A 25,667-nucleotide genomic window follows, 5' to 3' on the forward strand; every position below is an offset into this window, starting at 1 on the left:
CCTAAGGAATTCAATCCCATGTCTAAGCGTGGTCTCGGAAAAGGACTGGATGCGTTATTGTCGACCAGTTCGTTTGCTCGTGAAAAACAGCATATTGCATCGCATAGCCAAGAATTATCGGCAGACGGTGAGTTAACCGATTTAGCGATTGGTCAATTGCAGCCGGGCGTATACCAACCGCGTAAAGATATGGCGCCTGAAGCGCTAGAAGAACTAGCGGCTTCGATTCAATCACAAGGCATTATTCAACCAATCGTGGTTCGCCAGGTCGAAAATGGTCAGTTTGAGATCATCGCAGGTGAGCGCCGCTGGCGTGCTGCAAGGCAGGCGGGTTTAAAACGCGTGCCGTGTTTGGTGAAAAAAGTTGAAGATCGTGCCGCCATCGCCATGGCGTTGATTGAAAACATTCAACGTGAAGACTTGAATGTGATTGAGGAAGCCCAAGCGCTTGAGCGTCTACAAGATGAATTCACGCTGACACATCAGCAAGTGGCCGATGTGATTGGTAAATCAAGAACGACGGTGAGTAACCTATTACGTCTGAATCAGTTGGAAGTTGATGTAAAAGGTCTGGTTGCAGATAAAAAATTGGAAATGGGTCATGCTCGAGCTCTGTTAGCGTTAGAAGGCGAACAGCAAGTCGAAGTAGCTCAACAAGTGGCTAAGAAGCAAATGACTGTTCGCCAAACCGAACAGTTAGTAAAAAAGTGCTTAGCCCCACAAAATGAGCAAAAAGGGCAACAAGAGGATACCGAAGCCGAGCAAATGTCGCATAAATTGAGTCAGCTGCTTGATGCAAAAGTTTCTCTTACCCGTTCTGCAAACGGAAAAGCGAAATTGACGATAAGTCTTGATGAGCCTCACAAATTGGACCAACTAATTGCCAAGCTTGAGGCCTAGATGAGATAATTGATTTAGGTCAATTAATCTAATTAATCGAATTTTGTGCGAAAGTTGTCGTTTTGTAAACAAAACTGTAAGTTTTTGATGCAATCGAATTGCTTTACGTTGAACTGAACGTATAATTTTCGCCAATTTCCCAGCACAGAGAGTTAAGTGCGAAGTGGATATTACTAGAGGTACGAATACATGGTAGCTGCGTTAGCTAGACCAGGACGAGAGCTCGCAAGGCAATTGTTAATGATCCAGTCTGGCGCGGTTATTTTTGTGGCAGCAGGAATGGCGGTAGCCATAAATCCTGACTGGGGATTTTCAGCGCTGATTGGCGGAGGCATTTTTGTTGTTGCCAATGCAGTATTCGCGCTGTGTGCTTTCATGTTTAGTGGAGCTCGCGCTGCCAAGCGCATCGCTGCTTCCTTCTATACGGGTGAAGTACTGAAAATTCTCATCACGGTTGCTCTGTTCTATGTTGCCTACATGTATATGCAGGTGGAACTTGTTCCCCTCAAACTAACCTATTTGCTGGTACTAGGTATTAATATCTGTGCACCAGTGCTATTCATTAACAACAAAAAATAGGATGAGTTATGGCTGCGCCAGGTGAAGCGCTAACATCGTCCGGTTACATTGCCCACCACCTTTCTAACCTATCGCTATACAAGTTGGGTTTAGTAGGGTCGGAGACAAGTTTCTGGAACGTACATATCGATAGCCTGTTTTTTTCTTGGTTTACTGGTTTAATTTTCCTCGGAATTTTTTACAAAGTAGCAAAGAGAACAACAGCGGGTGTACCGGGTAAGCTTCAGTGTGCTGTAGAAATGATCGTTGAATTTGTCGCCGATAACGTCAAAGACACGTTCCATGGACGCAACCCACTGATCGCGCCTTTAGCACTGACTATCTTTTGTTGGGTATTTTTGATGAACGTGATGGACTTAGTTCCTATCGACTTCTTACCATACCCAGCAGAGCATTGGCTAGGTATTCCTTACCTTAAGGTTGTACCGTCTGCTGATGTGAATATCACCATGGCTATGGCTCTAGGCGTTTTTGCATTGATGATTTACTACAGCATCAAAGTAAAAGGTCTAGGTGGATTCGCAAAAGAACTTGCACTACATCCATTCAATCACCCACTGATGATTCCGTTTAACCTACTAATTGAAGTGGTATCGCTATTAGCGAAACCTCTATCACTTGGTATGCGTCTATTCGGTAACATGTTCGCGGGTGAGGTTGTATTCATTCTTTGTGCGGCAATGCTACCATGGTACTTACAATGGATGGGTTCACTACCGTGGGCAATCTTCCATATCTTGGTTATTACGATTCAAGCCTTCGTATTCATGATGTTGACAATTGTTTACCTGTCAATGGCACACGAAGATCCTGATCATTAATTTTTTTAAAGCTTTTTATTTGGGCACTAAGCCAACAACTATAAATTGGAGATAGTAATGGAAACTTTACTGAGCTTTTCTGCAATCGCCGTAGGTATTATCGTCGGTCTTGCTTCTCTTGGTACAGCGATTGGTTTCGCACTGCTAGGTGGTAAATTCCTAGAAGGTGCTGCACGTCAACCAGAAATGGCTCCTATGCTACAAGTTAAGATGTTCATCATCGCGGGTCTACTTGATGCGGTTCCAATGATCGGTATCGTAATCGCGCTACTATTCACTTTCGCAAACCCATTCGTTGGTCAACTAGGTTAATCACCTTTAACTCGGGACGGGCGATTATCGCTTGTCACTGATTAACACTAAGTCCAAATAGAGGGGTAGCTGTTGTGAACATAAACGCAACTCTGCTAGGTCAAGCAATCTCGTTCGCACTATTTGTGTGGTTCTGCATGAAGTATGTATGGCCACCATTGATGCAAGCGATCGAAGAGCGTCAGAAGAAAATTGCTGATGGTCTTCAAGCAGCAGAACGTGCTGCGAAAGACTTGGATCTAGCACAAGCCAACGCTTCTGATCAATTGAAAGAAGCGAAGCGCACAGCAACTGAGATCATCGAACAAGCGAACAAACGTAAGTCTCAAATTCTTGATGAAGCTCGCGAGGAAGCTCAGGCAGAACGCCAGAAAATCCTAGCGCAAGCAGAAGCAGAACTTGAAGCTGAACGCAATCGTGCACGCGATGAGCTGCGCAAACAAGTTGCTACTCTGGCTGTAGCTGGTGCTGAGAAAATCCTTGAGCGTTCTATCGATAAAGATGCGCAAAAAGATATTCTCGACAACATTACTGCAAAACTTTAAGTCTGGGGGCGCATATGTCTGATTTGACTACTATCGCACGCCCCTATGCTAAAGCAGCCTTCGACTTTGCTTTAGAGAAAGACCAGTTGGACCAATGGGGCCAAATGTTATCTTTTGCTGCTGAAGTGGCCAAAAACGAACAAATGAACGAACTACTAACGGGTTCGGTTTCTGCTGACAAAATGGCAGAAATTTTTGTTGCAGTTTGCGGCGAACAAGTTGATGCGCACGGTCAAAACCTTTTGAAGGTAATGGCTGAGAATGGTCGTTTAGCGGCCCTTCCTGATGTTTGCACGGAGTTTTTTACTCTGAAAAAAGAACATGAGAAAGAAATTGATGTTGAAGTAATTTCAGCAACAGAGCTTTCTGATGAACAACTTGCAAACATTGGCAGCAAACTTGAAAAGCGTCTTGAACGCAAAGTGAAGCTGAATTGCAGTGTAGATGAGACCCTACTTGGTGGGGTTATTATTCGAGCCGGAGACCTAGTCATCGATGACTCAGCGCGTGGTCGTTTGAACCGCCTGAGCGATGCATTGCAGTCTTAATGGGGATTGGAGCATGCAACTTAATTCCACGGAAATTAGCGATCTGATCAAACAACGTATCGAATCTTTCGAAGTTGTTAGTGAAGCTCGCAACGAGGGTACTATCGTATCGGTAAGCGATGGTATCATCCGCATCCACGGCCTAGCGGACGTGATGCAAGGTGAAATGATTGAATTACCGGGTGGCCGTTATGCACTGGCACTTAACCTTGAGCGTGACTCGGTTGGTGCGGTTGTAATGGGCCCATATGCTGACCTTAAGGAAGGCATGAAAGTTACAGGTACTGGCCGCATTCTTGAAGTGCCAGTTGGTCCAGAACTACTAGGCCGCGTAGTAAATACGCTGGGTGAGCCTATCGATGGTAAAGGTCCAATCGAAGCGAAAATGACTTCGCCTGTAGAAGTGATCGCACCAGGTGTAATCGACCGTAAATCGGTAGACCAACCTGTGCAAACTGGTTATAAGTCAGTTGACTCAATGATCCCAATCGGTCGTGGTCAGCGTGAGCTTATCATCGGTGACCGTCAGATTGGTAAAACAGCACTGGCGATCGACGCGATCATCAACCAGAAAGACTCTGGTATTTTCTCTATCTACGTAGCAATCGGTCAGAAAGCATCGACTATCGCTAACGTTGTTCGCAAACTAGAAGAGCACGGCGCACTACAAAATACTATCGTTGTAGTTGCATCAGCTTCTGAATCTGCAGCGCTTCAATACCTAGCGCCTTACGCAGGTTGTGCGATGGGTGAATACTTCCGCGATCGCGGTGAAGACGCACTGATTGTTTACGATGATCTATCTAAGCAAGCGGTAGCTTACCGTCAGATCTCTCTACTACTTAAACGTCCACCAGGCCGTGAGGCATTCCCAGGTGACGTATTCTACTTACACTCGCGTCTACTAGAGCGTGCAGCTCGTGTAAACGAAGAGTACGTAGAGCGTTTCACTAACGGTGAAGTGAAAGGTAAGACTGGTTCTTTGACTGCTCTTCCTATCATCGAAACTCAAGCAGGTGACGTTTCAGCATTCGTACCGACTAACGTAATCTCGATTACCGATGGTCAGATCTTCCTACAAACTGAGCTATTCAACGCTGGTGTTCGTCCTGCTGTTGACCCTGGTATCTCAGTATCTCGTGTAGGTGGTTCAGCTCAGACGAAAATCATCAAGAAACTATCAGGTGGTATCCGTACAGCACTAGCTGCATACCGTGAACTAGCGGCATTTGCTCAGTTCTCTTCTGACCTTGATGACGCAACGAAGAAACAGCTAGACCATGGTCAAAAAGTTACAGAACTAATGAAGCAGAAGCAGTACGCTCCAATGTCTGTATTTGACCAAGCTCTAACTATCTTCGCGGCAGAGCGCGGTTACCTTGATGATGTAGAACTTAACAAAGTTCTAGATTTCGAGGCGGCTCTACTATCGTACGCTCGCGGTCAATACGCTGAACTAGCAGCTGAGATCGACAAGTCTGGCGCTTACAACGATGAAATCGAAGCTCAGTTGAAGAAACTGACTGACGACTTCAAAGCAACCCAAACTTGGTAATTAGGTCGGTGGCAGTTTCTGCCACCAACTAACGGAGAGTAACGATGGCCGGCGCAAAAGAGATACGTAATAAAATCGGTAGTGTTAAAAGCACTCAGAAAATTACGAAAGCGATGGAAATGGTAGCAGCTTCAAAAATGCGTCGTTCTCAAGATGCAATGGAAGCTTCTCGTCCATACGCTGAAACAATGCGTAAAGTGATCGGTCATGTGGCTAACGCAAACCTAGAGTACCGTCATCCGTACCTAGAAGAGCGTGAAGCTAAACGTGTTGGTTACATCATCGTTTCGACAGACCGTGGTCTGTGTGGTGGTTTGAACATTAACGTGTTCAAAAAAGCCGTTACAGACATGCAAGCATGGAGAGAGAAAGGTGCTGAGATTGAGCTAGCCGTTGTTGGCTCAAAAGCAACAGCTTTCTTTAAACATGGTGGCGCAAAAGTTGCGGCACAGGTTTCTGGTCTTGGAGATAATCCAAGCCTACAAGACCTAATCGGCTCTGTTGGCGTAATGCTGAAGAAATACGATGAAGGTGAACTGGACCGTCTATATGTAGTATTCAACAAGTTTGTTAATACTATGGTTCAGCAACCAACGATCGATCAATTGCTACCTTTGCCTAAATCGGACAGCGAAGAGATGCAGCGTGAGCATTCATGGGACTACATCTATGAGCCTGAACCAAAACCTCTACTGGATACGCTATTAGTGCGTTACGTAGAGTCTCAGGTATACCAAGGTGTGGTTGAGAACCTTGCTTGTGAGCAAGCGGCTCGAATGATTGCGATGAAGGCTGCAACGGATAACGCAACCAGTTTGATTGACGATTTGGAACTTGTGTACAACAAAGCCCGTCAGGCTGCGATTACACAAGAACTATCAGAAATCGTTGGTGGTGCAGCTGCGGTTTAAGCTTAGGTAAAACGAAATAGTTTAGAGGATTAACGATGGCTACAGGTAAGATCGTACAGATCATCGGTGCGGTAGTCGACGTAGAGTTCCCACAGAGCAATGTACCTAGTGTATATGACGCTCTAAACGTAACGGACTCAAAAGAGCGTCTAGTTCTTGAAGTTCAACAACAGCTAGGCGGTGGCGTAGTTCGTTGTATCGTAATGGGTAGCTCTGATGGTTTACGTCGTGGAGTAGAAGTGGTTAACACTGGCGCTCCAATTTCAGTACCAGTAGGTACTAAAACTCTAGGTCGTATCATGAACGTCCTAGGTGACGCGATTGACGAGCGTGGTGAAGTGGGTGCGGAAGAGGTTTACTCTATCCACCGTAGTGCACCAAGCTACGAAGAGCAATCAAACGAAATTGCACTTCTAGAAACGGGCGTTAAAGTAATCGACCTAATTTGTCCATTCGCTAAGGGTGGTAAAATCGGTCTATTCGGTGGTGCAGGTGTAGGTAAGACCGTTAACATGATGGAACTTATCAACAACATCGCACTACAGCACTCAGGTCTATCAGTATTTGCTGGTGTTGGTGAGCGTACTCGTGAAGGTAACGATTTCTACTACGAGATGCAGGAAGCGGGCGTTGTAAACGTTGAGAAGCCTGAAGAATCAAAAGTAGCGATGGTTTACGGTCAGATGAACGAGCCACCAGGTAACCGTCTACGTGTTGCACTGACTGGTCTAACAATGGCAGAGCGTTTCCGTGACGAAGGTCGTGACGTACTACTGTTCATTGATAACATCTACCGTTACACACTTGCAGGTACAGAGGTATCAGCACTACTAGGTCGTATGCCTTCTGCGGTAGGTTACCAGCCAACTCTTGCAGAAGAGATGGGTGTACTTCAGGAGCGTATCACGTCAACGAAATCAGGTTCTATCACGTCTGTACAGGCGGTATACGTACCAGCGGATGACTTGACTGACCCGTCTCCAGCAACAACGTTCGCGCACTTGGATGCAACGGTTGTACTTAACCGTAACATCGCTGCAATGGGTCTATACCCTGCGATCGACCCGCTAGATTCAACATCTCGTATGCTTGATCCACTAGTCGTTGGTCAAGATCACTACGAAGTTGCTCGTGGTGTTCAGCAGACTCTTCAGCGCTACAAAGAGCTGAAAGATATCATTGCTATCCTAGGTATGGACGAGCTATCTGAAGAAGATAAGCAAGTTGTATCTCGTGCACGTAAGATTGAGCGTTTCCTAACTCAGCCTTACCACGTAGCAGAAGTATTTACAGGTGACCCTGGTATTTACGTACCTCTAAAAGAGACTCTACGTGGCTTTAAAGGTCTACTAGCTGGTGAATACGACGACATTCCTGAGCAGGCATTTATGTACTGCGGTAGCATCGACGATGCTATTGAGAATGCGAAGAAGCTATAAGGCTAACTAGGAGGCGATATGGCAGCAATAACCTTTCACCTAGACGTAGTAAGCGCTGAGAAGAAAATCTTCTCTGGTCGTGTTGAAACGTTTCAGGTGACCGGTAGCGAAGGTGAACTTGGTATTTTCCATGGTCACACACCGCTGCTGACCGCTATCAAGCCTGGTATGGTGCGTATTGTGAAACAGCACGGCCACGAAGAAATTATTTATGTTTCTGGTGGTATGGTAGAGATTCAGCCTGGTACAGCGACTGTACTAGCTGATACAGCTATCCGTGGTGAAGAGCTAGACGCAGCGAAGGCAGAAGAAGCCAAACGCCGCGCTGAGGAGCAAATCCAGAATCAGCATGGTGACATGGACTTCGCACAAGCGGCCAGTGAACTGGCTAAAGCCATTGCTCAGCTACGAGTTATCGAGCTGACAAAAAAGCGTCGCTAAGCTCAATTAGCAACGTTGCATGAAAAAAGGCGGCCAATTGGTCGCCTTTTTGATTAATTTTAGTTGGAAATTTACCTTACTCCATTAACTATTTTAAAAGAGCTGTTTAAAATAACGGCCAATTAACATAAAACGTCAATAGGTTATCAATGAAATTCAGTGCTGTGATTCTTGCAGCGGGTAAAGGTACCCGTATGCATTCGAACATGCCTAAAGTGCTACACACTTTGGCAGGCAAGCCAATGGCAAAACATGTTATCGATACATGTACAGGTCTTGGCGCACAAAACATCCACTTGGTCTTTGGTCACGGTGGTGATCAAATGCAAACCACTCTTGCAGAAGAGCCTGTAAATTGGGTGCTTCAAGCGGAGCAGTTAGGGACAGGTCATGCGGTTGATCAAGCGTCTCCGAAGTTTGAAGACGATGAAAAAGTACTGGTGCTTTATGGTGATGTTCCACTGATTTCAGCTGAAACGATTGAAAACCTATTAGATGCACAGCCAACTGGCGGTATTGCACTACTAACAGTGATTCTAGATAACCCGACAGGCTATGGTCGTATTATCCGTAAGAATGGTCCTGTTGTGGCGATCGTTGAGCAAAAAGATGCAACAGAAGAACAAAAACAAATTAAAGAGATCAACACTGGCGTGATGGTTGCGACTGGTGGGGATCTTAAGCGTTGGTTGTCTGGCTTAAACAACAACAACGCACAAGGCGAATACTACCTAACTGACGTTATTGCAGCTGCACACGATGAAGGTCGTGCCGTTGAGGCAGTACACCCAGTCAATGCCATTGAGGTGGAAGGGGTCAACGACCGCGCACAGCTTGCTCGTCTAGAGCGTGCTTTCCAGTCAATGCAAGCTCAGAAGCTACTAGAGCAAGGTGTCATGCTACGCGATCCAGCACGCTTTGATTTGCGTGGTGAGTTACAGTGCGGTATGGACTGTGAAATCGACGTGAATGTTATCGTCGAAGGTAAAGTTTCACTGGGTGATAACGTGGTTATCGGTGCGGGTTGTGTACTGAAAGATTGTGAAATCGACGACAACACCATCGTTCGCCCTTACAGTGTGATTGAAGGTGCAACGGTTGGTGAAGAATGTACGGTTGGTCCATTTACTCGCCTTCGTCCTGGTGCTGAAATGCGTAACGATTCCCATGTGGGTAACTTCGTTGAAGTGAAAAATGCGCGCATCGGAGAAGGTTCAAAAGCGAACCACCTAACTTACTTAGGTGATGCAGAGATCGGTCAACGTACTAACATCGGTGCAGGTACTATCACTTGTAACTACGATGGTGCGAACAAGTTTAAAACCATCATCGGTAATGATGTTTTTGTTGGTTCTGATAGCCAGCTGGTGGCGCCTGTCACTATCGCTGATGGCGCAACCATCGGTGCAGGCACGACACTAACAAAAGATGTTGAAGAAGGTGAGTTAGTAATTACTCGCGTCAAAGAGCGCAAAATTACTGGCTGGCAGCGTCCTGTAAAACAGAAATAAGCATTACCTACACTCTGTCTCTATATTGTCAAAGCCGCTCAACAAGAGCGGCTTTGTTGTTTCTAGCTAAGGCTTCATCGCTAGTAGCTAGGAATGGCAATACGTTTTTCGAGCCAACGAACGGCTTGAGATACAAATAGGATGAGTAACAAGTACTCCAAAACGAGGAAGGTATAAATCTCTAAGGGTAAGTACTCATTCACCACCATCTCATTAGCACGGCGAGTGAGATCGCTTAAACCAATCACGCTGACTAAAGAACTCATCTTGAGAATGTAGACAAATTGATTGCCCAGTGGAGGGAGGATTTGTCGAAATGCTTGGGGAAGAATTACCAGGCGCATCTTTTGCCAATAGCTTAAGCCCAAAGATTCAGCCGCTTCATGTTGGCCACGGCTGATAGCTTGTATCCCACCGCGAAACACTTCCGCCATAAACGCACTCTCAGCGATAGTCAGTGCAATAACACCCGCCCAAAAGTGATTGAGTGAGACATCCAATAGTGTAGGCATGCCGTAATACACCCAAAGTAGTAAGACTAAAACTGGCACTGAACGGATCACCTCGACATAAATACGGTTTATCCACTTCAGAGAGGCTGAGTCCGACAGAGCGGGTAACGCAACGATTAGGCCCAAGCTCATCGCAAATAACATACTAAGGAGTGATACTTGGATGGTGTCGTTAAACCCAGCGATTAAAAACTTTAGATTGGTGAGCCCTTGATCCGTCGAAGGGTCAAGTACATACCAGCCCCATTGATAATCTGAACAACCAGTGAGTAATAGTAGTGAAAATAACCATAGAGTTCGAAACGTCACATTTACTCCCTGAATTAACTAAAAAACTTCCTTTGTTGCTGCTATGTTATCAGTAGAGCTCTAATAAAGGTTAATTATTAAACCGTATAAGGTCATTATTTTTAAGGGAATAAAAATGAGAAAGATTTTACTAGTGCTAGGAATGTGTTTGCTTGCTGCGACTCAAGTCGCTCACGCTGAAAGCCGTCTTCAATCCATTTTAGACAATGGCGTACTCCGAGTTGGAACGACGGGAGATTGGAATCCGATGACGATGAAAGACCCCGCGACAAACAGTTATCGTGGCTTCGATATCGATGTAACAACAGAACTTGCTAAAGATCTCGGTGTAAAAGTGGAGTATGTGCCCACGGATTGGAAGACGCTAGTTAATGGCATTACCGCCAACGAATACGATATTACTGGCAGCGCATCTCTGAACATGTCTCGCGCGAAAGTAGCTGGATATAGCCAGCCATATTTCTACCTTTCCTTTGTACCTGTGGTGCAAAAGAAAGATCTCGCCAAATTCTCTGATTGGGCGGATTTTAATAAACCAGAAGTAAAAGTCGCGGCGACGTTAGGTACGGTACAAGAAAAAATGGTGAAAGAGTTCTTCCCGTCTGCTCAGCATATTGTTATTGAAGCGCCAGCGCGCGACTTCCAAGAACTACTAGCTCGCAGGGCCGATGTATCGGTGACGTCCAATGTGGAAGCAGCGACGTTGGTGGATAAGTTTAAACAGTTGGCGATAGTGCCAGTGACCGCACCGCGTAAACCAACCCCAATTGCTATGTTGTTGCCGCAAGACGATCAAGTATGGATTAATTACATCAATCACTGGGTAGAGTTGAAAAAGACTCAAGGCTTTTTTAAGCAGACTGCCAAGAAATGGGGGTTGAAAAGCTTATAAACAGAAAGAGCCGCATTGCGCGGCTCTTTTTATTATCTGAACGATTAAAGTTCGTCTTCACTCACGACTCGGGCGTTGTCAGGAGTCGTAAAGTGCTTGGATAATTCGCGATTCGACAGAATGTATCCCATCCACAGCCCACTCATACAGATGATGATTGCGATGCCAGTAACCATCTGAGCTTGGCTTGCCATTGCGGCTACCAATGCACTTGAGAAGCTACTTACACAGATTTGCAGGCTGTTTTGCAGACCTGCTGCTGTTGCAGGGCTCTGTTGTGCGCTGGCCAGTGCACGGTTTACCACGATTGGGTACAGCGCGCCGTTAGCAACGGCAATCAAACAGAATGGCGCAAGAATAGGCCAAATCGATGACAGATCCCACTGTGAAGCAATGAAAATCATTAATGCCGCGACACTAAATAGGCCAATCAGTTGGCGCAGAACCTTTTCATCACCAAATTTTCGAACGCCTACTTTACCTAAGTAGCCACCAGCCATAAACGCGATGGTTTGTGGGATAAAGCTCAAACCAATATCTTTTGCTTCGTAGCCCAGTTGCGCCATGATTTCTGGCATCCCAGTTAGGTAAGCAAAGAATGCAGCTGAAGCCGTCGCAAACATAAACACGTTGCCAAGGTATTTTTTAGAACTCAGCAGCGCTTTGATGTCGGCAGACATACTGGTTTGTTTGATTTCTGCTTTCTCGTCTTTTTGTGCCATGGTCGCAAAGACCAAAAAGACACCAACCAGTGTTAGCGTAATAAAGATACTGTGCCAGCCGAAGTTATCTGCCAACACAACCCCTAATTGAGGTGCTAGTGCTGGTGATAGCGCGACGAGTGGCATGATTGTCGCAAAAATTTGTTGGCTACTGCTTGAGTAGCGTTTAATGACCATAGCCTGCCAGATCACGGCTGGTGCACACACACCGATAGCTTGGATAAAGCGCAGTGTGAGTAGTTGCCATACTTGATCACAGAAAGCCAAACCGAATGACGCGATAGTAAATAGCACCAACCCGGCTGCGAGTGTATTACGATGGCCAAATTTATCGGATGCCAATCCCCACATTAGCTGGCCAATCGCCATACCAACGAGGAATACCGTTAAAGAGAGCGCAATTTGCTCAGGGCCTGTTGCAAAGTCGATTTCCATCGCTTTGAATGCTGGCAGATACATATCGGTAGCAACGAAGCCAAGCATCGATAATGCTGCCAGATAAATGAGCTGTAGTTTTGAGATTTTCATGATTCAACCAGTCAAATTATTTAATCATTTTTTAATCAACATCAGTTGGCGCCAACCCTGATTTATTTACCTTATTATTCTATTTTTCGATTTTGAGAAAATAAAACGCTAAAATTGTTGGTTATCAATCAAATTTTTTGAAAGGTTAAATCATGTTCTCTAAAGCGTCTTTGGAAATGCTGGATACGGTTGCCCGTTTAGGCAGTTTCACCGCTGCGGCTGAGGTATTGCATAAAGTCCCCTCAGCCATCAGCTATGGAGTAAGGCAGGTCGAGCAAGATCTAGATGTGGTGCTGTTTCGACGTTTACCAAGGAAAGTTGAGCTAACTCCAGCGGGTGAACTTTTTATGGCCGAGGCGCGCTCTTTGCTGCGTCAAATGGAAGAGGTGAAAGCACAAACGCGGCGAGCGGCTCAAGGATGGAAAAGCACGTTAAAGCTGACCTTAGATAACGTGGTGAAGTTAGAAAAACTCAAACCTTTAGTGGAAGATTTTTATCGCGAGTTTGAATTTGCTGAATTGCAGATCAATATGGAGGTCTTCAATGGTTCTTGGGAAGCCATAGCACAAGGTCGAGCCGACATTGTCGTTGGCGCGACATCTGCGGTTCCCGTTGGGGGAGATTTTGAAGTCAAAGATATGGGCGTATTAGATTGGGCATTTGTAATGTCACCCGCTCATCCTTGCGTTCGACAACAAGTGCTTACTGAAGAGTTTGTGAGTCAATTTCCGGCGATCTGTCTTGATGATACTTCGAATGTGCTGCCAAAACGCCATACTGGCCATTATTCGCAACAGCGCCGATTATTATTGCCCAATTGGTATAGTGCGATTGAATGTTTAAAAAATGGGGTGGGCGTGGGTTACATGCCACGTCATATTGCAACACCCTTAATCAATGATGGTGTGCTGGTGGAGAAGGTCATGCCGGATGATAAACCGCTCAGTCACTGCTGCTTAGTATGGCGCAAAGATGATAATCATAAATTGATCCAGTGGATGGTGGACTATCTTGGGTCGCCTAATCAGCTACATAAAGATTGGTTACAGTCATAAAAAACACCTCGCATTAGCGAGGTGTTTTCATTGATATGTTTAAAATGTGGCGTTTTATGACAAGAAAAACTTATACGATGGGTTGTCTGTCTCGTCTTTGCATTGATAGCCAAGTTCACGTAAATGTGCAGAAAACTGAGCTAAATCGCTTTCATCTAACTCGAAACCACATAAAACACGTCCGTAGTCAGCGCCGTGGTTACGGTAGTTGAACAAACTGATATTCCAGTGTGTGCCGAGTGTGCTTAAGAACTTGAGTAGCGCTCCCGGATATTCTGGGAATTCAAAGCTGTAGAGGCGCTCTTTAAGCGGCTTAGACGGCTTACCACCAATCATGTAGCGCACGTGCAGTTTCGCCATTTCATCATCAGACAGGTCAACCACTGGGTAGCCACCATCACGTAAGTCGTGAATGATATGTTCTAGCTCTTCCTGACCGCCTTGCAAACGCACACCGACAAAGATATTTGCTAATGCGTCATCGTTGTAGCGGTAGTTAAACTCTGTCACGGCACGGCCGCCAATGAGGTTACAGAACTCAAAGAAAGCACCTTGACGCTCAGGGATGGTGACGGCAAGCAGACCTTCACGTTTTTCACCAAGCTCGCAGCGTTCAGAAACATAACGCAGACCGTGGAAGTTGGTGTTTGCGCCAGACAATACCGTACCTAGGTTTTTGTCTTTCAGCTTGTTCTGTTCAGCAAACTTCTTCAGCCCCGCCAGAGCAAGCGCCCCCGAAGGCTCAGCAATGGCGCGAGTGTCTTCAAAGATGTCTTTTACTGCTGCGCAGATTTCATCGCTAGAGACTGCAATATGGCCATCAATGTACTTTTGGCATAGACGAAACGTCTCTTCACCAATGCGTTTTACTGCAACGCCATCGGCAAACATGCTGACCTGGTCTAATACTACTGGTTCACCTGCATCCAATGCCGCTTTGAGGCATGAAGAATCTTCTGGCTCGACCGCAATCACTTTGATTTCTGGCATGAGCTGCTTCACGAGTACCGCAACACCGGCAGCCAAACCGCCACCACCGACAGGGACGAAGATGTAATCAAGGTGACCATTTTGCTGCAGCATTTCCATGCCGATGGTGCCTTGACCTGCAATCACCAGTGGGTGATCGAAAGGAGGGACAAATGTGTACCCATGCAGATCAGAAAGGCGTTCCGCTTCCGCTTTTGCCTCATCAAAGTTGCTGCCGTGCAGCACTACATTGCCACCGAAGCCACGTACCGCATCGACTTTGATGTCTGGTGTGGTTTTAGGCATCACGATGGTGGTTTTGATGCCTAGCTTAGTACCAGAGAGCGCCATGCCTTGAGCGTGGTTACCTGCCGATGCTGCAATGACACCAGCGGCTTTCTGCGCTTCAGATAAACTCGCCACCATGTTGTATGCACCGCGCAATTTGAACGAGTGTACGGGTTGGCGATCTTCACGCTTGATCTGCACGTTATTCCCGATACGTGCAGATAAACGAGGCATTTCTTGCAGTGGCGTCACTGTTGCTACTTCATAAACAGGTGCGCGAAGGATTTGGCGCAGATAATCTGCGCCAGTTTGGTTCACTTGTTTTTCGGGTTGAGCTTCCATCATTGCTAGCCCTCTAGCTTCGACTTGTCTCGTACTGCACCCTTGTCAGCACTGGTTGCCATACTCGCGTACGCTTTGAGTGCAAAGGAAACTTCACGTTGGCGGTCAACTGGTTTCCAGCCTAGTTCGTCTTGTTTTGCACGGCGCTCAGCAAGTTCTTGTTCAGACACTTGGAGTGAAATTGAACGGTTTGGAATATCAATTGCGATCATATCGCCTTCTTTTACCAGGCCAATTGCACCGCCGTTTGCTGCTTCAGGAGAGGCGTGACCGATTGACAGACCTGATGTGCCGCCAGAGAAACGGCCGTCAGTCAGAAGTGCACACTCTTTGCCAAGGCCCATCGATTTTAGATAAGTGGTTGGGTAAAGCATTTCTTGCATGCCCGGACCACCTTTAGGGCCTTCGTAACGGATAACAACCACGTCGCCTGCTTTTACTTTGCCACTCAAGATGCCTTCTACGGCGTCTTCTTGGCTTTCGAAAACTACGGCTGGGCCAGTGAATTTATGAATGCTCTCATCCACACCAGCAGTCTTAACGATACAACCATCTAATGCGATGTTGCCTGATAGAACGGCTAGGCCACCTTCTTGGCTAAAGGCATGATCGATAGTACGAATACAACCTTCCGCACGGTCGTCATCAAGGCGATCCCAGCGGCAATCTTGTGAGAACGCTTGAGTAGTACGAATACCCGCAGGACCTGCGCGGTAGAACTTAAGTACTTCTTCGTCTTCAGTTTGGATGATGTCGTATTTCGCCAGCTGCTCTTTCATCGAAAGGCCAAGCACGGTGCGCGCATCATTGTGTAGAAGACCTGCACGATCTAACTCACCAAGAATCGCCATGACGCCACCTGCGCGGTGTACGTCTTCCATGTGATATTTCTGGGTAGATGGTGCCACTTTACATAGGTGTGGTACTTGACGTGATAGGCGATCGATATCTTCCATATCGAAATCCACTTCACCTTCTTGCGCCGCGGCAAGTAGGTGCAGAATGGTGTTGGTTGAACCGCCCATTGCGATGTCCAGTGCCATTGCGTTTTCGAACGCATCAAACGTAGCGATGTTGCGCGGCAGTGCTGATTCGTCATCTTGCTCGTAGTAACGACGAGTCAGTTCAACGATACGACGACCTGCATTAAGGAACAGTTGTTCACGGTCAGCGTGCGTTGCCAGCATAGAACCGTTACCTGGTTGAGAAAGACCCAGTGCTTCCGTTAGACAGTTCATTGAGTTTGCAGTGAACATGCCTGAACACGATCCACACGTTGGACATGCGCTGCGTTCGATCTGCTCGCTTTGCTCATCAGACACTTTTGGATCCGCGCCTTGGATCATCGCATCTACAAGGTCTAGTTTGATGATCTGATCAGAAAGCTTGGTTTTACCCGCTTCCATTGGACCACCAGAAACAAAGATAACAGGGATGTTGAGACGCATAGATGCCATCAACATTCCCGGAGTGATTTTGTCACAGTTAGAGATACATACCATGGCATCGGCACAGTGCGCGTTGACCATGTACTCCACAGAGTCTGCGATAAGTTCGCGTGAAGGCAGTGAGTACAGCATGCCGCCGTGACCCATTGCAATACCATCATCAACCGCGATGGTGTTGAATTCTTTCGCAATACCGCCAGCTTTTTCGATTTCGCGTGCTACAAGCTGACCCATGTCTTTCAGGTGTACGTGACCCGGAACAAATTGAGTAAACGAGTTTACAACGGCGATGATTGGTTTACCGAAGTCTTCTTCTTTCACACCCGTTGCACGCCACAGTGCTCGTGCACCCGCCATGTTACGACCATGTGTGGTGGTAGCTGATCTATATTTTGGCATTTCCTAATCCTTCTTACTTCTGTTCTGGGTACACATAGTCTAACCAGCCCCACTTATCTTCCGTGGTGCCGTCAAATAGGCCAAAGTAGGCTGCTTGTAGTTCTTTAGTGATAGGGCCGCGCTTACCAGTTCCCACTTCAATCTTGTCGATGGTTGCCACTGGTACAATCTCAGCCGCTGTACCTGTCATGAAGACTTCATCGGCAAGGTAAAGGGCTTCACGAGCAATGTTCGCTTCACGTACTTCGTAGCCTTTATCGCGTGCAATTGTCATGATCGAGTCACGAGTGATGCCCGGTAGAATCGCGCTAGTTGCTGGTGGTGTGGTGATTACGCCATCTTTGATAACGAAGATGTTTTCACCAGCCCCTTCCGATAGGTAACCATCTACGCTTAGCGCAATACCTTCGTCGTAACCGTGACGACGCGCTTCACCACCAACCAGTAGTGAAGATAGGTAGTTACCGCCTGCTTTAGCCGCAGTTGGGATGGTGTTTGGCGCAGCGCGGTTCCAGCTTGAAATCATCGCATCGACACCTTTTTCTAGCGCTTCTTCGCCTAAGTAAGAGCCCCAAGGAAATGCTGCAATGATTAGATCCATCTCAGTGCCAACTGGTGGACATACGCCTAAGCCAACATTACCGACAAAACCCAATGGACGAATGTAAGCGCTGTCGAGTTTGTTTTGGCGCAGTGTTTCGCGGGTCGCTTCCATGATTTCTTCTACAGAGAAAGGGATCGGAAAGCGGTAAATCTTGGCAGAATCTTTTAGACGTTGTGCATGCTCACGGTGACGGAAGACAATTGGGCCTTTTGGTGTGTTGTAACAGCGCACGCCTTCAAACACGGATGTACCATAGTGCATTGCGTGAGTCAGAACGTGAACGTTCGCCTCTGCCCATGGAACCATCTCACCATTAAACCAAATGAAATCTGCAGTTTTCGTTGCCATTTGTTGCCTTCCTTATGCACTTACGTGTTGTTGTAAGTTGTGATTTGGCAGTTCATCGTTGCGGATTTTTAGCACCTCAACCTTACGAACGTCCCACAACTTCTCTATTTGATTGATCAAAAACGAGATTGGTCGATCGCTGTCGACGATGATCTCGACGCTGGCTACTTTGCTTTCGTGGTTTTGCGTAGCAGCGACTTGTTTGATCACGAAGCCTCGGTGACGAATCACACGTAGAACGCGCTCCAACAGTACCGGTTTGTCATCGGCTTTGATGTCGAGTAAATATCTGTCCATGCGATTGTCTCCTATGTATTTTCCAACATATCACTGTTTGATGCGCCAGGTGGCACCAATGGCCACACGTTTTCTTCTTCATCAATCAAAACGTGAAGCATGTAAGAAGTTTCACTCGCTAGCATCTCTTTGAGAGCAGGTTCGACTTCTTCTTTCTTGGTGATGGTTTTGCCCGGGATATCGAACGCTTTTGCTAACATCACGAAATCTGGGTTGTCATCAAGAATGGTTTCACTGTGGCGACCGTCAAAGAACAATGACTGCCATTGGCGAACCATGCCAAGACGTTGGTTATTAAGAAGGACAATCTTCACTGGAATCTGACGACGCTTCAGCGTGCCCAATTCCTGAACGTTCATCATAAATGAACCGTCACCTGTAATAAGGATAGACTGATCATCAGGACGTGCGACTGCAGCACCCATCGCCGCTGGCAAGCCAAAGCCCATGGTGCCAAGGCCAGCAGAAGTGATGAAATTTTGTGGTTCGCGTGGCTGGATATGTTGCGCTGCCCACATCTGGTGCTGACCGACGTCGGTCGAGACAATTGAGCTATCTGGCATCATGTCAGACAGCTGTTTAAGCAATAGCGGTGCGTAGATTAACTCGCCCGGGTGGTCGTAACGCCACTTAAAGCCGCTGCGCAGACTTTCACTGTGATGAACCCACGGTGAGATATCTTGAGTCAGTTCTAGCTGAGGGAGAATGGTGTTGATGTCGCCACGTAATGGTGCGTTGGCGTGGCGCAGTTTATGAATCTCCGCAGCATCAATGTCGATGTGAATCACTTTCGCATTTGGTGCAAACGTATCGAGCTTACCCGTCACACGGTCATCAAAACGCGCGCCAACCACAATCAATAGATCAGCTTCTTGAACCACTAGGTTGGCGGCTTTGGTGCCATGCATACCCAACATACCAAGATAGTGGGGATCATGGCGTTCAATGGTACCGAGGCCTTTTAATGTGCTAACTGCAGGCATTGGGTTTAAGCGAAGAAATTCGCGTACTGCATCGGTTGCTTTCGCAAGTTGCACGCCACCACCAACATACAACACTGGGCGAGTAGATGCTGCCAGCACATCTTGCGCACGTTTGATATCTTCAGCGCTGACATCTTCGATTGCTGGTGCTATGTATGGAGGAAGAAGGTCTGTGGGTGCTTGAGCGAGTTGAACGTCTTTGGCGATATCGACAATGACTGGACCCGGACGACCGGTTTTTGCGACCTCAAAGGCTTCGGCAAGTGTCGGAGCTAGATCTTCAATTTCGGTCACGAGATAGCTGTGCTTAGTACAGGCTAGGGACATTCCGATCACATCCATTTCTTGGAATGCATCGGTACCGATATGAGAGCTAGCAACCTGGCCTGTGATGGCAACTAGAGGTACGGAGTCAAGGAAAGCGTCGGCAAGGCCGGTAACAAGGTTAGTGGCTCCTGGGCCAGAAGTTGCCATGCACACAGCAACGTCTTGAGTGGAACGAGCCATCCCGATAGCTGCCATAGCGGCCCCTTGCTCGTGACGGCATAGGATGTGTTCCACCCCACCGTCATACAAAGCATCATAGATTGGCATGATGGCCCCGCCGGGGTAGCCAAAAACGGTTTCGATGCCTTGCTGTCTTAAAGCGGCTACGACAAGTTGTGCACCAGTCATCGTAAACCTCCTTTGCTACGTTGTGGCTCGTAGCGATTGCCATATTTATTGCACTTCATGTGCACTCCCATTCTTCCCGTTAAACTGTCCGAGGGTTAGACAGATGACAACTTGTAGTTGTAAAAAAACCCCCGGACTTTTCAGTGCGGGGGTTTTTTGTAATTTGTGGTTACCTTTCGCCCACAATACCCCGCGCGGTGCCAATAATGACCACGATAATCAGGGCTAGCAGTGCGTTGATATGAGCGAAAAGGTTCATCTGTCTGTCGTTCTTTTTTCGTTAAAAAATGTTGTGTAATGTTCTACGAAATTGTTTGCGTCATTAGTGGTATCACACAATTCCGCTGCATGACAAGCAAAAAGTCATTCTTTTTTCACATTAACTCTCAATTGGGACGCGGTATATAACATAACCAACCAGATAAAACATTTGTTTACAGAGTGTTCAAAAAAATTGAGGAACGTATGGGGCTGGCAATCATTCATAGTCGAGCAAGCGTCGGGGTGCAAGCGCCATCGGTTAGTGTAGAAGTTCATATCAGCAACGGCATGCCAGGGTTTACCTTAGTAGGCTTGCCAGAGACAACGGTAAAAGAGTCCAAAGATCGCGTACGCAGTGCGATCATTAATTCTAACTTTCAATTTCCTGCTAAGCGGATCACCGTGAACTTGGCTCCGGCAGATCTACCCAAGGAGGGAGGGCGTTTTGATCTTCCTATTGCATTGGGAATTTTGGCCGCTTCGGAGCAAATCGCGACAGATAAGCTCAAAAACTACGAATTTGTTGGTGAGTTAGCACTATCTGGTGGTCTGAGACCTGTAAAAGGTGTGCTGCCTGCTGCGCTGGAAGCCAGTAAGATTCAACGTCATTTGGTCGTCCCACATGTGAATGGCGATCAGGCGGCGCTAGTGGGGAAGGAACAACATAAATCGGCCCAATCATTACTGGAAGTATGTGCCGAGCTTTGTGGTCAACATCGACTGAATCTTTTTCAAACGCCTAAGCGAAAAACGATCGAAAAACATGGTCGAGACTTACAAGATATTATTGGCCAACAACAAGGTAAGCGAGCACTGGAGATTGCTGCCGCTGGAAACCACAACTTACTTTTCCTTGGCCCGCCAGGTACTGGAAAAACGATGTTGGCTTCGCGTTTGTGTGACTTATTACCGGAAATGAGTGACGAAGAAGCAATGGAAACCGCTTCGGTGGCATCGTTGACTCAGAGTGAAATTAATGAGCATAACTGGAAGTCGCGTCCGTTTCGTTCTCCGCATCATTCAAGTTCAATGGCGGCATTAGTCGGCGGTGGTTCGGTACCCAGACCAGGGGAGATCTCTTTAGCCCACAACGGGTTATTGTTTCTCGATGAAATGCCCGAATTTGATCGTAAAGTTCTGGACTCGTTACGCGAACCGCTCGAATCTGGCGAGATCATTATCTCTCGAGCGCAAGGTAAAACACGCTTTCCGGCTCGTTTCCAATTAGTTGGAGCATTGAACCCAAGCCCGACAGGATATTACGAAGGCAATCAAGCGCGCACCAATCCACAAGCTATTTTGCGCTACCTTGGTCGATTATCTGGACCACTGTTAGATCGCTTTGATATGTCTTTAGAAATCCCAGCTTTGCCCAAAGGGACATTAGCAGAAGGAGGTGATCGCGGTGAGCCGACTGCTATCGTAAAAGCGCGTGTGAGCCATGCGCGTAACAATATGCTAAACCGCAGTGGTAAGGTCAATGCACTGCTAGGTAGTCGAGAAATTGAGGCGTTTTGTCCCTTGCATAAGAGTGATGCTGAGTTTCTTGAGACCGCTTTGCATCGTTTAGGACTCTCGATTCGTGCATATCATCGTATTATCAAAGTGGCGCGAACAATCGCCGATCTGGATGGGGCGGAGCAAATTGAACGAACGCACTTGGCCGAGGCACTTGGGTATCGAGCGATGGACCGTTTGCTGAAACAGCTTACGGCGCAAGCGGTATAGACAGCAAAGTGTCATCGCAACAAGTGTTGTAAGCACCTTGTTGCGATGAAGGGCGTTAGAAGGTGTAGTTGAGACCAAGCGACAATAGGTACTCTTTCTCCTCATAAAACGTGATATTCGAGTCAGTTTGGCTATAGCCGGCTAAAGAAATGAACGACCAGTCTTGCCAGTCAAATACATTTTGATATTCGTAGGCCGCAAATAGGCTGATGGTGTCGTCATTTCGTGTTTTAGCAAAAGTTTGGCTAGCGGCTTGATAGTCTTTCCATGCATAACCCGCTGTGAGGGCCAATCGATGGCGGTTGATAAATTTAAACCAGCTGATGTCAAACCCGTATGAATCAAATGATTCCGCCTTACCGTCGGCATCTTGATTGATGTAGGTGAAAGCGGGTTGCAACATAGACGTTTGGTTGAGTGGAATGCGATAGTCGCCTTTGACATAGTAAAGGTTAGCATCGCGAGCAAGTGAGCGGTCTGTCACTTCCTCCTGCTCGATGTCTTTATCAGCATAAGCAAGATCAAGGTTGAAGTTCTTATCAATTAACCCTTTGATCTGAAAGCGATATGCATTGCCGTCAACATCCGTCTCTTTACGTGCGGTTCCTACTTGATAAGGGTTGCGCCAAGTTTCGCCTTTGAGTACCGTCGGCAGATAGGAAACATCGAGCACGGTGCCAGATTGTAGCTCGTGTTGATAGCCCAACTGAAAAGCGAGTGTACCTACCGCGACATCTGAGCGTGTGGTACCGGCGTAAACTTGGTGGTTGAGTCGGCTACCAAAGGTGTATGTCACACTCCCTAGCGGTGCAGCGATAACGGAACTGTCACTATCGGCACGCTTATCGAGAGAATCGATGGTGTTACTATTTTCTGTATTGAAATTGGATTCTGATGATATGAATCCGGCATTCAGCGAAATTTCACCGCCAAAACCTGCGGTTTCAGCGAGTTGAGCCTGAGCAGAACTGACGACAAAGGCCAAAGGCAAGAGAAGTAGCCTTGGTTTCATTCGTTATCTCCTTGTTGTCGAATGAGTGGTGCACATATTGGTTGCGGTAACAAATCTGACCATTCCCACGCATGTTCCAATGTGGCAAAGGCGCAGTATAATTACACGCTGTTTTATTCTTCACACATTATCACTGTTGTTTGACTATCATGTTGGCATATTTGTTATTTTTTTTTAACGCTTCTTTTGTGATTCTCAATTCTGCGGTTTGTTCACTCGCAATTTGTGTTATCGCTGTATTTAAAATATTGCTTCCTGGCGTAAAGCTAAAAGCGATAGCGACCGCTTGTGCCAATAAGGTGATGTGGTTATGGGCTACCGTTAATGCGTGCATTCTGGCGGTATCTAACCGTGTTGAGTGGGATGTTCAGGGCGGTGAAGCGCTTAAAAAAGACGGGTGGTATCTGCTGATCAGTAACCATCTCAGTTGGACAGATATTGTTGTGCTTTGCTGCGTGTTTAAAGACCGTATTCCCATGCCGAAGTTTTTCCTCAAGCAACAACTGCTGTATGTGCCTTTCATCGGGATGGCGTGTTGGGCGCTCGATATGCCATTTATGCGTCGCTATTCGCGAGAGTATCTGATCCGCAACCCTCATAAGCGAGGTCAAGATTTAGAGACGACACGTCGCTCGTGCGCTAAGTTCAAACACAGTCCAACCACAGTGGTTAACTATGTCGAAGGAACTCGATTTACCGAAGAAAAGCAGCGTAAGAGTAAAGCAAACTATCAATATTTGCTGCAACCAAAATCGGGCGGGATTGCGTACACGTTAGCGGCGATGGGGGAACAGTTCGAGAGCATTATCGACGTTACGTTGGCGTACCCAGAAAATACGCATAAACCGTTCAAGGATTTATTGATGGGTCGCATGAGCAAGGTGGTTGTGCGTGTAAATGTGTTACCCGTTGATGAAAGAGTGCTTGGTGATTACTTCAACGATAAGCCCTATAAGCGACAATTTCAGCAATGGTTGGGGGATGTGTGGCAAGAAAAAGATCGGTTACTACAAGAGATTTACAAATAAACAAAAGGGGAGCGACGTGTTCCCCTTTTGATTGATATCGATGTGCTTATTTTAGTGTCAGCAAGTAGTTCACCAGAGAGAAGTACTCATCCATCGTTTTGATGCTTTGTGCTTGAACTAGGTATTTGTTGTTAACGATAACCGCAGGAACGCCGGTTAGACCGCTGTTTTCAAATTGCTTGTCCATACGGCGAACCATTGAATCAACCGCGAAGCCTTTGAATGCAGAATCGAATTTTTTCGCATCTACACCTTCATCAAGGAAGATTTGACGAAGTTCTTCATCATTACGTGGTGCTTTCTTTAGATTGTGGATGCGGTTAAACATCACTGGCACCATTTTGTCTTCCACTTTTAGTGCAACCATCGTTGCGTAGGCTTTGCTCATTGATGGGCCCATGTTGCCACCCATGAAAGAAACGTGGTTTTTTAATAGCTTAGTACCTTCTGGCAACTGCTTTTTCAGTTGCTGGATAACTGGTTCAAAGCTATTACAGTGCGGGCAGTAGAAAGAGAAAAACTCCGTCACAAGAGGTTTTTTTGATGCCTCAAGATCCAATACTTTGTAATGTTCACCTTCTTTGAATTGCGCTGCATGTGCCGACAGGCTTAACATCAGCATAGAAAACAGTGCGAACAGTTTTTTCATCGAAATATCTCCATTTTTGAATTTTTGGCCTGACTTACCATTGAGGCATTAAAGACAGCGGTGCTTCTTCTAAAGCGGCGATCTGCTCTTTAAATGCAAGGACCTGACCTTCCCAGTATTTTGGCTCATTAAACCATGGAAAAGCGAGAGGAAATGCAGGGTCATGCCAACGTTTTGCTAGCCATGCCATATAGTGCACCATTCGTAGACCGCGAAGTGGCTCGATTAGTTTCAATTCTGCAGGATTAAAGTCGCAAAACTCTTGGTAAGCCTCTAAAACAATATCCAACTGCATCAGTTTGTCTTGGCGTTCACCGTTCAGTAGCATCCATAAGTCTTGTACTGCAGGGCCGTTACGAGCGTCATCCAAATCAACAAACATAGGGCCATCTCGCCACAAAATATTGCCTGGGTGGCAATCGCCATGCAAACGAATCATATTGAAACCTTCTTGCCAGTGGCTTTCAATTGATTTGATCAGCATATCCAAGTCATTGAAGAAGCTGTTCTCCAAGTGCATTGGAATCATATTGGCGTTTTGCAGAATCTCTCTTGGTTGATACAGGTATTCTTGTAAGCCAATAGTAGGACGATGTTGGAAGGCTTGGCGGCTGCCGACTTTATGGATTCGGCCAAGGAAACGCCCTACACCTTCGAGCTGATCTAAATTGTCAACCTCGTATTGGCGACCACCCACGCTATCAAACAGCGCAAAAGCATAGCCTTGATAGTGATGCAGGGTTTCACCGTTGATGCGCACAGGTGGTGCGACGGGGATCTCATTGCCAATCAGTTCTAAAGTAAAGTCGTGTTCCTCTTGGATCTGTTCATTGCTCCAACGTTCAGGACGGTAAAACTTGACGACATAACGACGACGCTCTTCGTCAGTGAATTGATAAACACGGTTTTCGTAGCTATTGAGGGGAAGAAAGCCTGATTCTGCGCGAACGCCGATGCTTTCTAACGCGTACCACATAAAGTCTGGGGTAAGGGCGTCAAAGTTAAACATACTTTGGGACATATAAACAAAAAGGCTCATTACTGAGCCTTTTTCCG

25 protein-coding genes are annotated in these 25,667 nt (G+C 46.6%); 15 read left to right on the forward strand and 10 right to left on the reverse strand.

Annotation, left to right across the window (positions count from 1 at the left end):
- Nucleotides 1-18 precede the first annotated feature (18 nt).
- The 11 genes from R7E78_RS16545 (at nucleotide 19) to glmU (ending at nucleotide 9,562) form a co-directional block, all read left to right on the forward strand.
- Nucleotides 19-900 carry a ParB/RepB/Spo0J family partition protein gene (locus tag R7E78_RS16545; protein ID WP_005383840.1) on the forward strand — a complete coding sequence of 294 codons (882 nt, stop codon included), beginning with the start codon at nucleotides 19-21 and terminating at the stop codon, nucleotides 898-900.
- A gap of 189 nt (nucleotides 901-1,089) precedes the next feature.
- Entirely contained in the window at nucleotides 1,090-1,479 is a 390-nt protein-coding gene (locus R7E78_RS16550) for a F0F1 ATP synthase subunit I (protein ID WP_005378921.1), read from the forward strand.
- 8 nt (nucleotides 1,480-1,487) lie between these two features.
- Nucleotides 1,488-2,300: a F0F1 ATP synthase subunit A gene (atpB, locus tag R7E78_RS16555; RefSeq protein ID WP_005378922.1), complete on the forward strand. Its 813-nt coding sequence runs from the start codon at nucleotides 1,488-1,490 to the stop codon at nucleotides 2,298-2,300.
- A gap of 57 nt (nucleotides 2,301-2,357) precedes the next feature.
- Nucleotides 2,358-2,612 (forward strand): F0F1 ATP synthase subunit C, encoded by a 255-nt coding sequence (gene atpE / locus R7E78_RS16560; protein WP_002540812.1) that lies wholly within the window; start codon nucleotides 2,358-2,360, stop codon nucleotides 2,610-2,612.
- A 74-nt stretch (nucleotides 2,613-2,686) separates the two neighbouring features.
- Nucleotides 2,687-3,157 carry a F0F1 ATP synthase subunit B gene (atpF, locus tag R7E78_RS16565; protein ID WP_005378929.1) on the forward strand — a complete coding sequence of 157 codons (471 nt, stop codon included), beginning with the start codon at nucleotides 2,687-2,689 and terminating at the stop codon, nucleotides 3,155-3,157.
- Nucleotides 3,158-3,171: 14 nt separating this feature from the next.
- The gene (atpH, locus tag R7E78_RS16570; protein WP_017635596.1) at nucleotides 3,172-3,705 is read left to right on the forward strand and encodes a F0F1 ATP synthase subunit delta; all 534 of its coding nucleotides are present in this window, start codon (nucleotides 3,172-3,174) and stop codon (nucleotides 3,703-3,705) included.
- 13 nt (nucleotides 3,706-3,718) lie between these two features.
- A complete protein-coding gene (gene atpA, locus R7E78_RS16575; protein WP_005378931.1) occupies nucleotides 3,719-5,260 on the forward strand; it encodes a F0F1 ATP synthase subunit alpha in 1,542 nt (513 codons plus the stop codon).
- Nucleotides 5,261-5,304: 44 nt separating this feature from the next.
- Nucleotides 5,305-6,171, forward strand: a complete 867-nt coding sequence (gene atpG / locus R7E78_RS16580; protein WP_005378932.1) for a F0F1 ATP synthase subunit gamma — start codon at nucleotides 5,305-5,307, stop codon at nucleotides 6,169-6,171.
- Nucleotides 6,172-6,206: 35 nt separating this feature from the next.
- Complete coding sequence (atpD, locus tag R7E78_RS16585) at nucleotides 6,207-7,610, forward strand: F0F1 ATP synthase subunit beta (protein WP_005383849.1); 1,404 nt, start codon at nucleotides 6,207-6,209, stop codon at nucleotides 7,608-7,610.
- 18 nt (nucleotides 7,611-7,628) lie between these two features.
- Nucleotides 7,629-8,051 carry a F0F1 ATP synthase subunit epsilon gene (locus R7E78_RS16590; RefSeq protein WP_005378937.1) on the forward strand — a complete coding sequence of 141 codons (423 nt, stop codon included), beginning with the start codon at nucleotides 7,629-7,631 and terminating at the stop codon, nucleotides 8,049-8,051.
- 149 nt (nucleotides 8,052-8,200) lie between these two features.
- Nucleotides 8,201-9,562, forward strand: a complete 1,362-nt coding sequence (gene glmU, locus R7E78_RS16595; RefSeq protein WP_047102566.1) for a bifunctional UDP-N-acetylglucosamine diphosphorylase/glucosamine-1-phosphate N-acetyltransferase GlmU — start codon at nucleotides 8,201-8,203, stop codon at nucleotides 9,560-9,562.
- An 80-nt stretch (nucleotides 9,563-9,642) separates the two neighbouring features.
- Here the strand turns inward: glmU and R7E78_RS16600 are convergent, their stop codons facing one another.
- The gene (locus tag R7E78_RS16600) at nucleotides 9,643-10,383 is read right to left on the reverse strand and encodes an amino acid ABC transporter permease (protein WP_318058075.1); all 741 of its coding nucleotides are present in this window, start codon (nucleotides 10,381-10,383) and stop codon (nucleotides 9,643-9,645) included.
- Between the two features lie 115 nt (nucleotides 10,384-10,498).
- On the opposite strand from R7E78_RS16600, the gene R7E78_RS16605 reads away from it, so the two are divergent.
- Nucleotides 10,499-11,275, forward strand: coding sequence for a transporter substrate-binding domain-containing protein (locus R7E78_RS16605; RefSeq protein ID WP_318058076.1), 777 nt, complete (start codon nucleotides 10,499-10,501; stop codon nucleotides 11,273-11,275).
- Nucleotides 11,276-11,319: 44 nt separating this feature from the next.
- Here R7E78_RS16605 and punC read toward each other — a convergent pair whose 3' ends face one another.
- Nucleotides 11,320-12,525 (reverse strand): purine nucleoside transporter PunC, encoded by a 1,206-nt coding sequence (punC, locus tag R7E78_RS16610; RefSeq protein WP_308386944.1) that lies wholly within the window; start codon nucleotides 12,523-12,525, stop codon nucleotides 11,320-11,322.
- A 152-nt stretch (nucleotides 12,526-12,677) separates the two neighbouring features.
- Between punC and punR the strand changes: the two genes are divergently transcribed.
- Nucleotides 12,678-13,580 carry a DNA-binding transcriptional activator PunR gene (gene punR, locus R7E78_RS16615; protein WP_213872076.1) on the forward strand — a complete coding sequence of 301 codons (903 nt, stop codon included), beginning with the start codon at nucleotides 12,678-12,680 and terminating at the stop codon, nucleotides 13,578-13,580.
- Between the two features lie 54 nt (nucleotides 13,581-13,634).
- Here the strand turns inward: punR and ilvA are convergent, their stop codons facing one another.
- The 5 genes from ilvA to ilvG are packed head-to-tail and all read right to left on the reverse strand — an operon-like array spanning nucleotide 13,635 to nucleotide 19,933.
- Nucleotides 13,635-15,182 (reverse strand): threonine ammonia-lyase, biosynthetic, encoded by a 1,548-nt coding sequence (gene ilvA / locus R7E78_RS16620; RefSeq protein WP_053304042.1) that lies wholly within the window; start codon nucleotides 15,180-15,182, stop codon nucleotides 13,635-13,637.
- 2 nt (nucleotides 15,183-15,184) lie between these two features.
- Nucleotides 15,185-17,026 (reverse strand): dihydroxy-acid dehydratase, encoded by a 1,842-nt coding sequence (gene ilvD, locus R7E78_RS16625; protein ID WP_222712607.1) that lies wholly within the window; start codon nucleotides 17,024-17,026, stop codon nucleotides 15,185-15,187.
- Between the two features lie 13 nt (nucleotides 17,027-17,039).
- Nucleotides 17,040-17,978: a branched-chain-amino-acid transaminase gene (gene ilvE, locus R7E78_RS16630; RefSeq protein WP_005378953.1), complete on the reverse strand. Its 939-nt coding sequence runs from the start codon at nucleotides 17,976-17,978 to the stop codon at nucleotides 17,040-17,042.
- Nucleotides 17,979-17,990: 12 nt separating this feature from the next.
- Nucleotides 17,991-18,275, reverse strand: coding sequence for an acetolactate synthase 2 small subunit (gene ilvM / locus R7E78_RS16635; protein WP_005378958.1), 285 nt, complete (start codon nucleotides 18,273-18,275; stop codon nucleotides 17,991-17,993).
- A gap of 11 nt (nucleotides 18,276-18,286) precedes the next feature.
- Nucleotides 18,287-19,933, reverse strand: coding sequence for an acetolactate synthase 2 catalytic subunit (gene ilvG, locus R7E78_RS16640; RefSeq protein WP_005378960.1), 1,647 nt, complete (start codon nucleotides 19,931-19,933; stop codon nucleotides 18,287-18,289).
- A gap of 465 nt (nucleotides 19,934-20,398) precedes the next feature.
- On the opposite strand from ilvG, the gene R7E78_RS16645 reads away from it, so the two are divergent.
- On the forward strand, nucleotides 20,399-21,922 hold the full coding sequence (locus R7E78_RS16645; RefSeq protein WP_005383862.1) for a YifB family Mg chelatase-like AAA ATPase: 1,524 nt from the start codon (nucleotides 20,399-20,401) through the stop codon (nucleotides 21,920-21,922).
- Between the two features lie 55 nt (nucleotides 21,923-21,977).
- Here the strand turns inward: R7E78_RS16645 and R7E78_RS16650 are convergent, their stop codons facing one another.
- The gene (locus tag R7E78_RS16650; RefSeq protein ID WP_005379034.1) at nucleotides 21,978-22,934 is read right to left on the reverse strand and encodes a DUF2860 domain-containing protein; all 957 of its coding nucleotides are present in this window, start codon (nucleotides 22,932-22,934) and stop codon (nucleotides 21,978-21,980) included.
- 149 nt (nucleotides 22,935-23,083) lie between these two features.
- On the opposite strand from R7E78_RS16650, the gene R7E78_RS16655 reads away from it, so the two are divergent.
- Nucleotides 23,084-23,962, forward strand: coding sequence for an acyltransferase (locus R7E78_RS16655; protein WP_137282462.1), 879 nt, complete (start codon nucleotides 23,084-23,086; stop codon nucleotides 23,960-23,962).
- Between the two features lie 46 nt (nucleotides 23,963-24,008).
- Here R7E78_RS16655 and R7E78_RS16660 read toward each other — a convergent pair whose 3' ends face one another.
- Together R7E78_RS16660 and R7E78_RS16665 are read right to left on the reverse strand one after the other, a co-directional pair.
- Nucleotides 24,009-24,611, reverse strand: coding sequence for a thiol:disulfide interchange protein DsbA/DsbL (locus tag R7E78_RS16660; protein WP_005379036.1), 603 nt, complete (start codon nucleotides 24,609-24,611; stop codon nucleotides 24,009-24,011).
- A 34-nt stretch (nucleotides 24,612-24,645) separates the two neighbouring features.
- Nucleotides 24,646-25,632, reverse strand: coding sequence for a serine/threonine protein kinase (locus R7E78_RS16665; protein ID WP_005379037.1), 987 nt, complete (start codon nucleotides 25,630-25,632; stop codon nucleotides 24,646-24,648).
- Nucleotides 25,633-25,667: the final 35 nt, after the last annotated feature.

The sequence above is a fragment of the Vibrio sp. YT-19(2023) genome (assembly GCF_033337395.1).

Bases quoted from the DNA above. Each gene is read 5' to 3' on its own strand.
- R7E78_RS16545 (WP_005383840.1), top strand. From the start codon at position 19: ATGTCTAAGCGTGGTCTCGGAAAAGGACTGGATGCGTTATTGTCGACC.
- R7E78_RS16550 (WP_005378921.1), top strand. From the start codon at position 1,090: ATGGTAGCTGCGTTAGCTAGACCAGGACGAGAGCTCGCAAGGCAATTG.
- atpB (WP_005378922.1), top strand. From the start codon at position 1,488: ATGGCTGCGCCAGGTGAAGCGCTAACATCGTCCGGTTACATTGCCCAC.
- atpE (WP_002540812.1), top strand. From the start codon at position 2,358: ATGGAAACTTTACTGAGCTTTTCTGCAATCGCCGTAGGTATTATCGTC.
- atpH (WP_017635596.1), top strand. From the start codon at position 3,172: ATGTCTGATTTGACTACTATCGCACGCCCCTATGCTAAAGCAGCCTTC.
- atpA (WP_005378931.1), top strand. From the start codon at position 3,719: ATGCAACTTAATTCCACGGAAATTAGCGATCTGATCAAACAACGTATC.
- atpG (WP_005378932.1), top strand. From the start codon at position 5,305: ATGGCCGGCGCAAAAGAGATACGTAATAAAATCGGTAGTGTTAAAAGC.
- atpD (WP_005383849.1), top strand. From the start codon at position 6,207: ATGGCTACAGGTAAGATCGTACAGATCATCGGTGCGGTAGTCGACGTA.
- R7E78_RS16590 (WP_005378937.1), top strand. From the start codon at position 7,629: ATGGCAGCAATAACCTTTCACCTAGACGTAGTAAGCGCTGAGAAGAAA.
- glmU (WP_047102566.1), top strand. From the start codon at position 8,201: ATGAAATTCAGTGCTGTGATTCTTGCAGCGGGTAAAGGTACCCGTATG.
- R7E78_RS16605 (WP_318058076.1), top strand. From the start codon at position 10,499: ATGAGAAAGATTTTACTAGTGCTAGGAATGTGTTTGCTTGCTGCGACT.
- punC (WP_308386944.1), bottom strand. From the start codon at position 12,525: ATGAAAATCTCAAAACTACAGCTCATTTATCTGGCAGCATTATCGATG.
- punR (WP_213872076.1), top strand. From the start codon at position 12,678: ATGTTCTCTAAAGCGTCTTTGGAAATGCTGGATACGGTTGCCCGTTTA.
- ilvA (WP_053304042.1), bottom strand. From the start codon at position 15,182: ATGATGGAAGCTCAACCCGAAAAACAAGTGAACCAAACTGGCGCAGAT.
- ilvD (WP_222712607.1), bottom strand. From the start codon at position 17,026: ATGCCAAAATATAGATCAGCTACCACCACACATGGTCGTAACATGGCG.
- ilvE (WP_005378953.1), bottom strand. From the start codon at position 17,978: ATGGCAACGAAAACTGCAGATTTCATTTGGTTTAATGGTGAGATGGTT.
- ilvM (WP_005378958.1), bottom strand. From the start codon at position 18,275: ATGGACAGATATTTACTCGACATCAAAGCCGATGACAAACCGGTACTG.
- ilvG (WP_005378960.1), bottom strand. From the start codon at position 19,933: ATGACTGGTGCACAACTTGTCGTAGCCGCTTTAAGACAGCAAGGCATC.
- R7E78_RS16645 (WP_005383862.1), top strand. From the start codon at position 20,399: ATGGGGCTGGCAATCATTCATAGTCGAGCAAGCGTCGGGGTGCAAGCG.
- R7E78_RS16650 (WP_005379034.1), bottom strand. From the start codon at position 22,934: ATGAAACCAAGGCTACTTCTCTTGCCTTTGGCCTTTGTCGTCAGTTCT.
- R7E78_RS16655 (WP_137282462.1), top strand. From the start codon at position 23,084: ATGTTGGCATATTTGTTATTTTTTTTTAACGCTTCTTTTGTGATTCTC.
- R7E78_RS16660 (WP_005379036.1), bottom strand. From the start codon at position 24,611: ATGAAAAAACTGTTCGCACTGTTTTCTATGCTGATGTTAAGCCTGTCG.
- R7E78_RS16665 (WP_005379037.1), bottom strand. From the start codon at position 25,632: ATGTCCCAAAGTATGTTTAACTTTGACGCCCTTACCCCAGACTTTATG.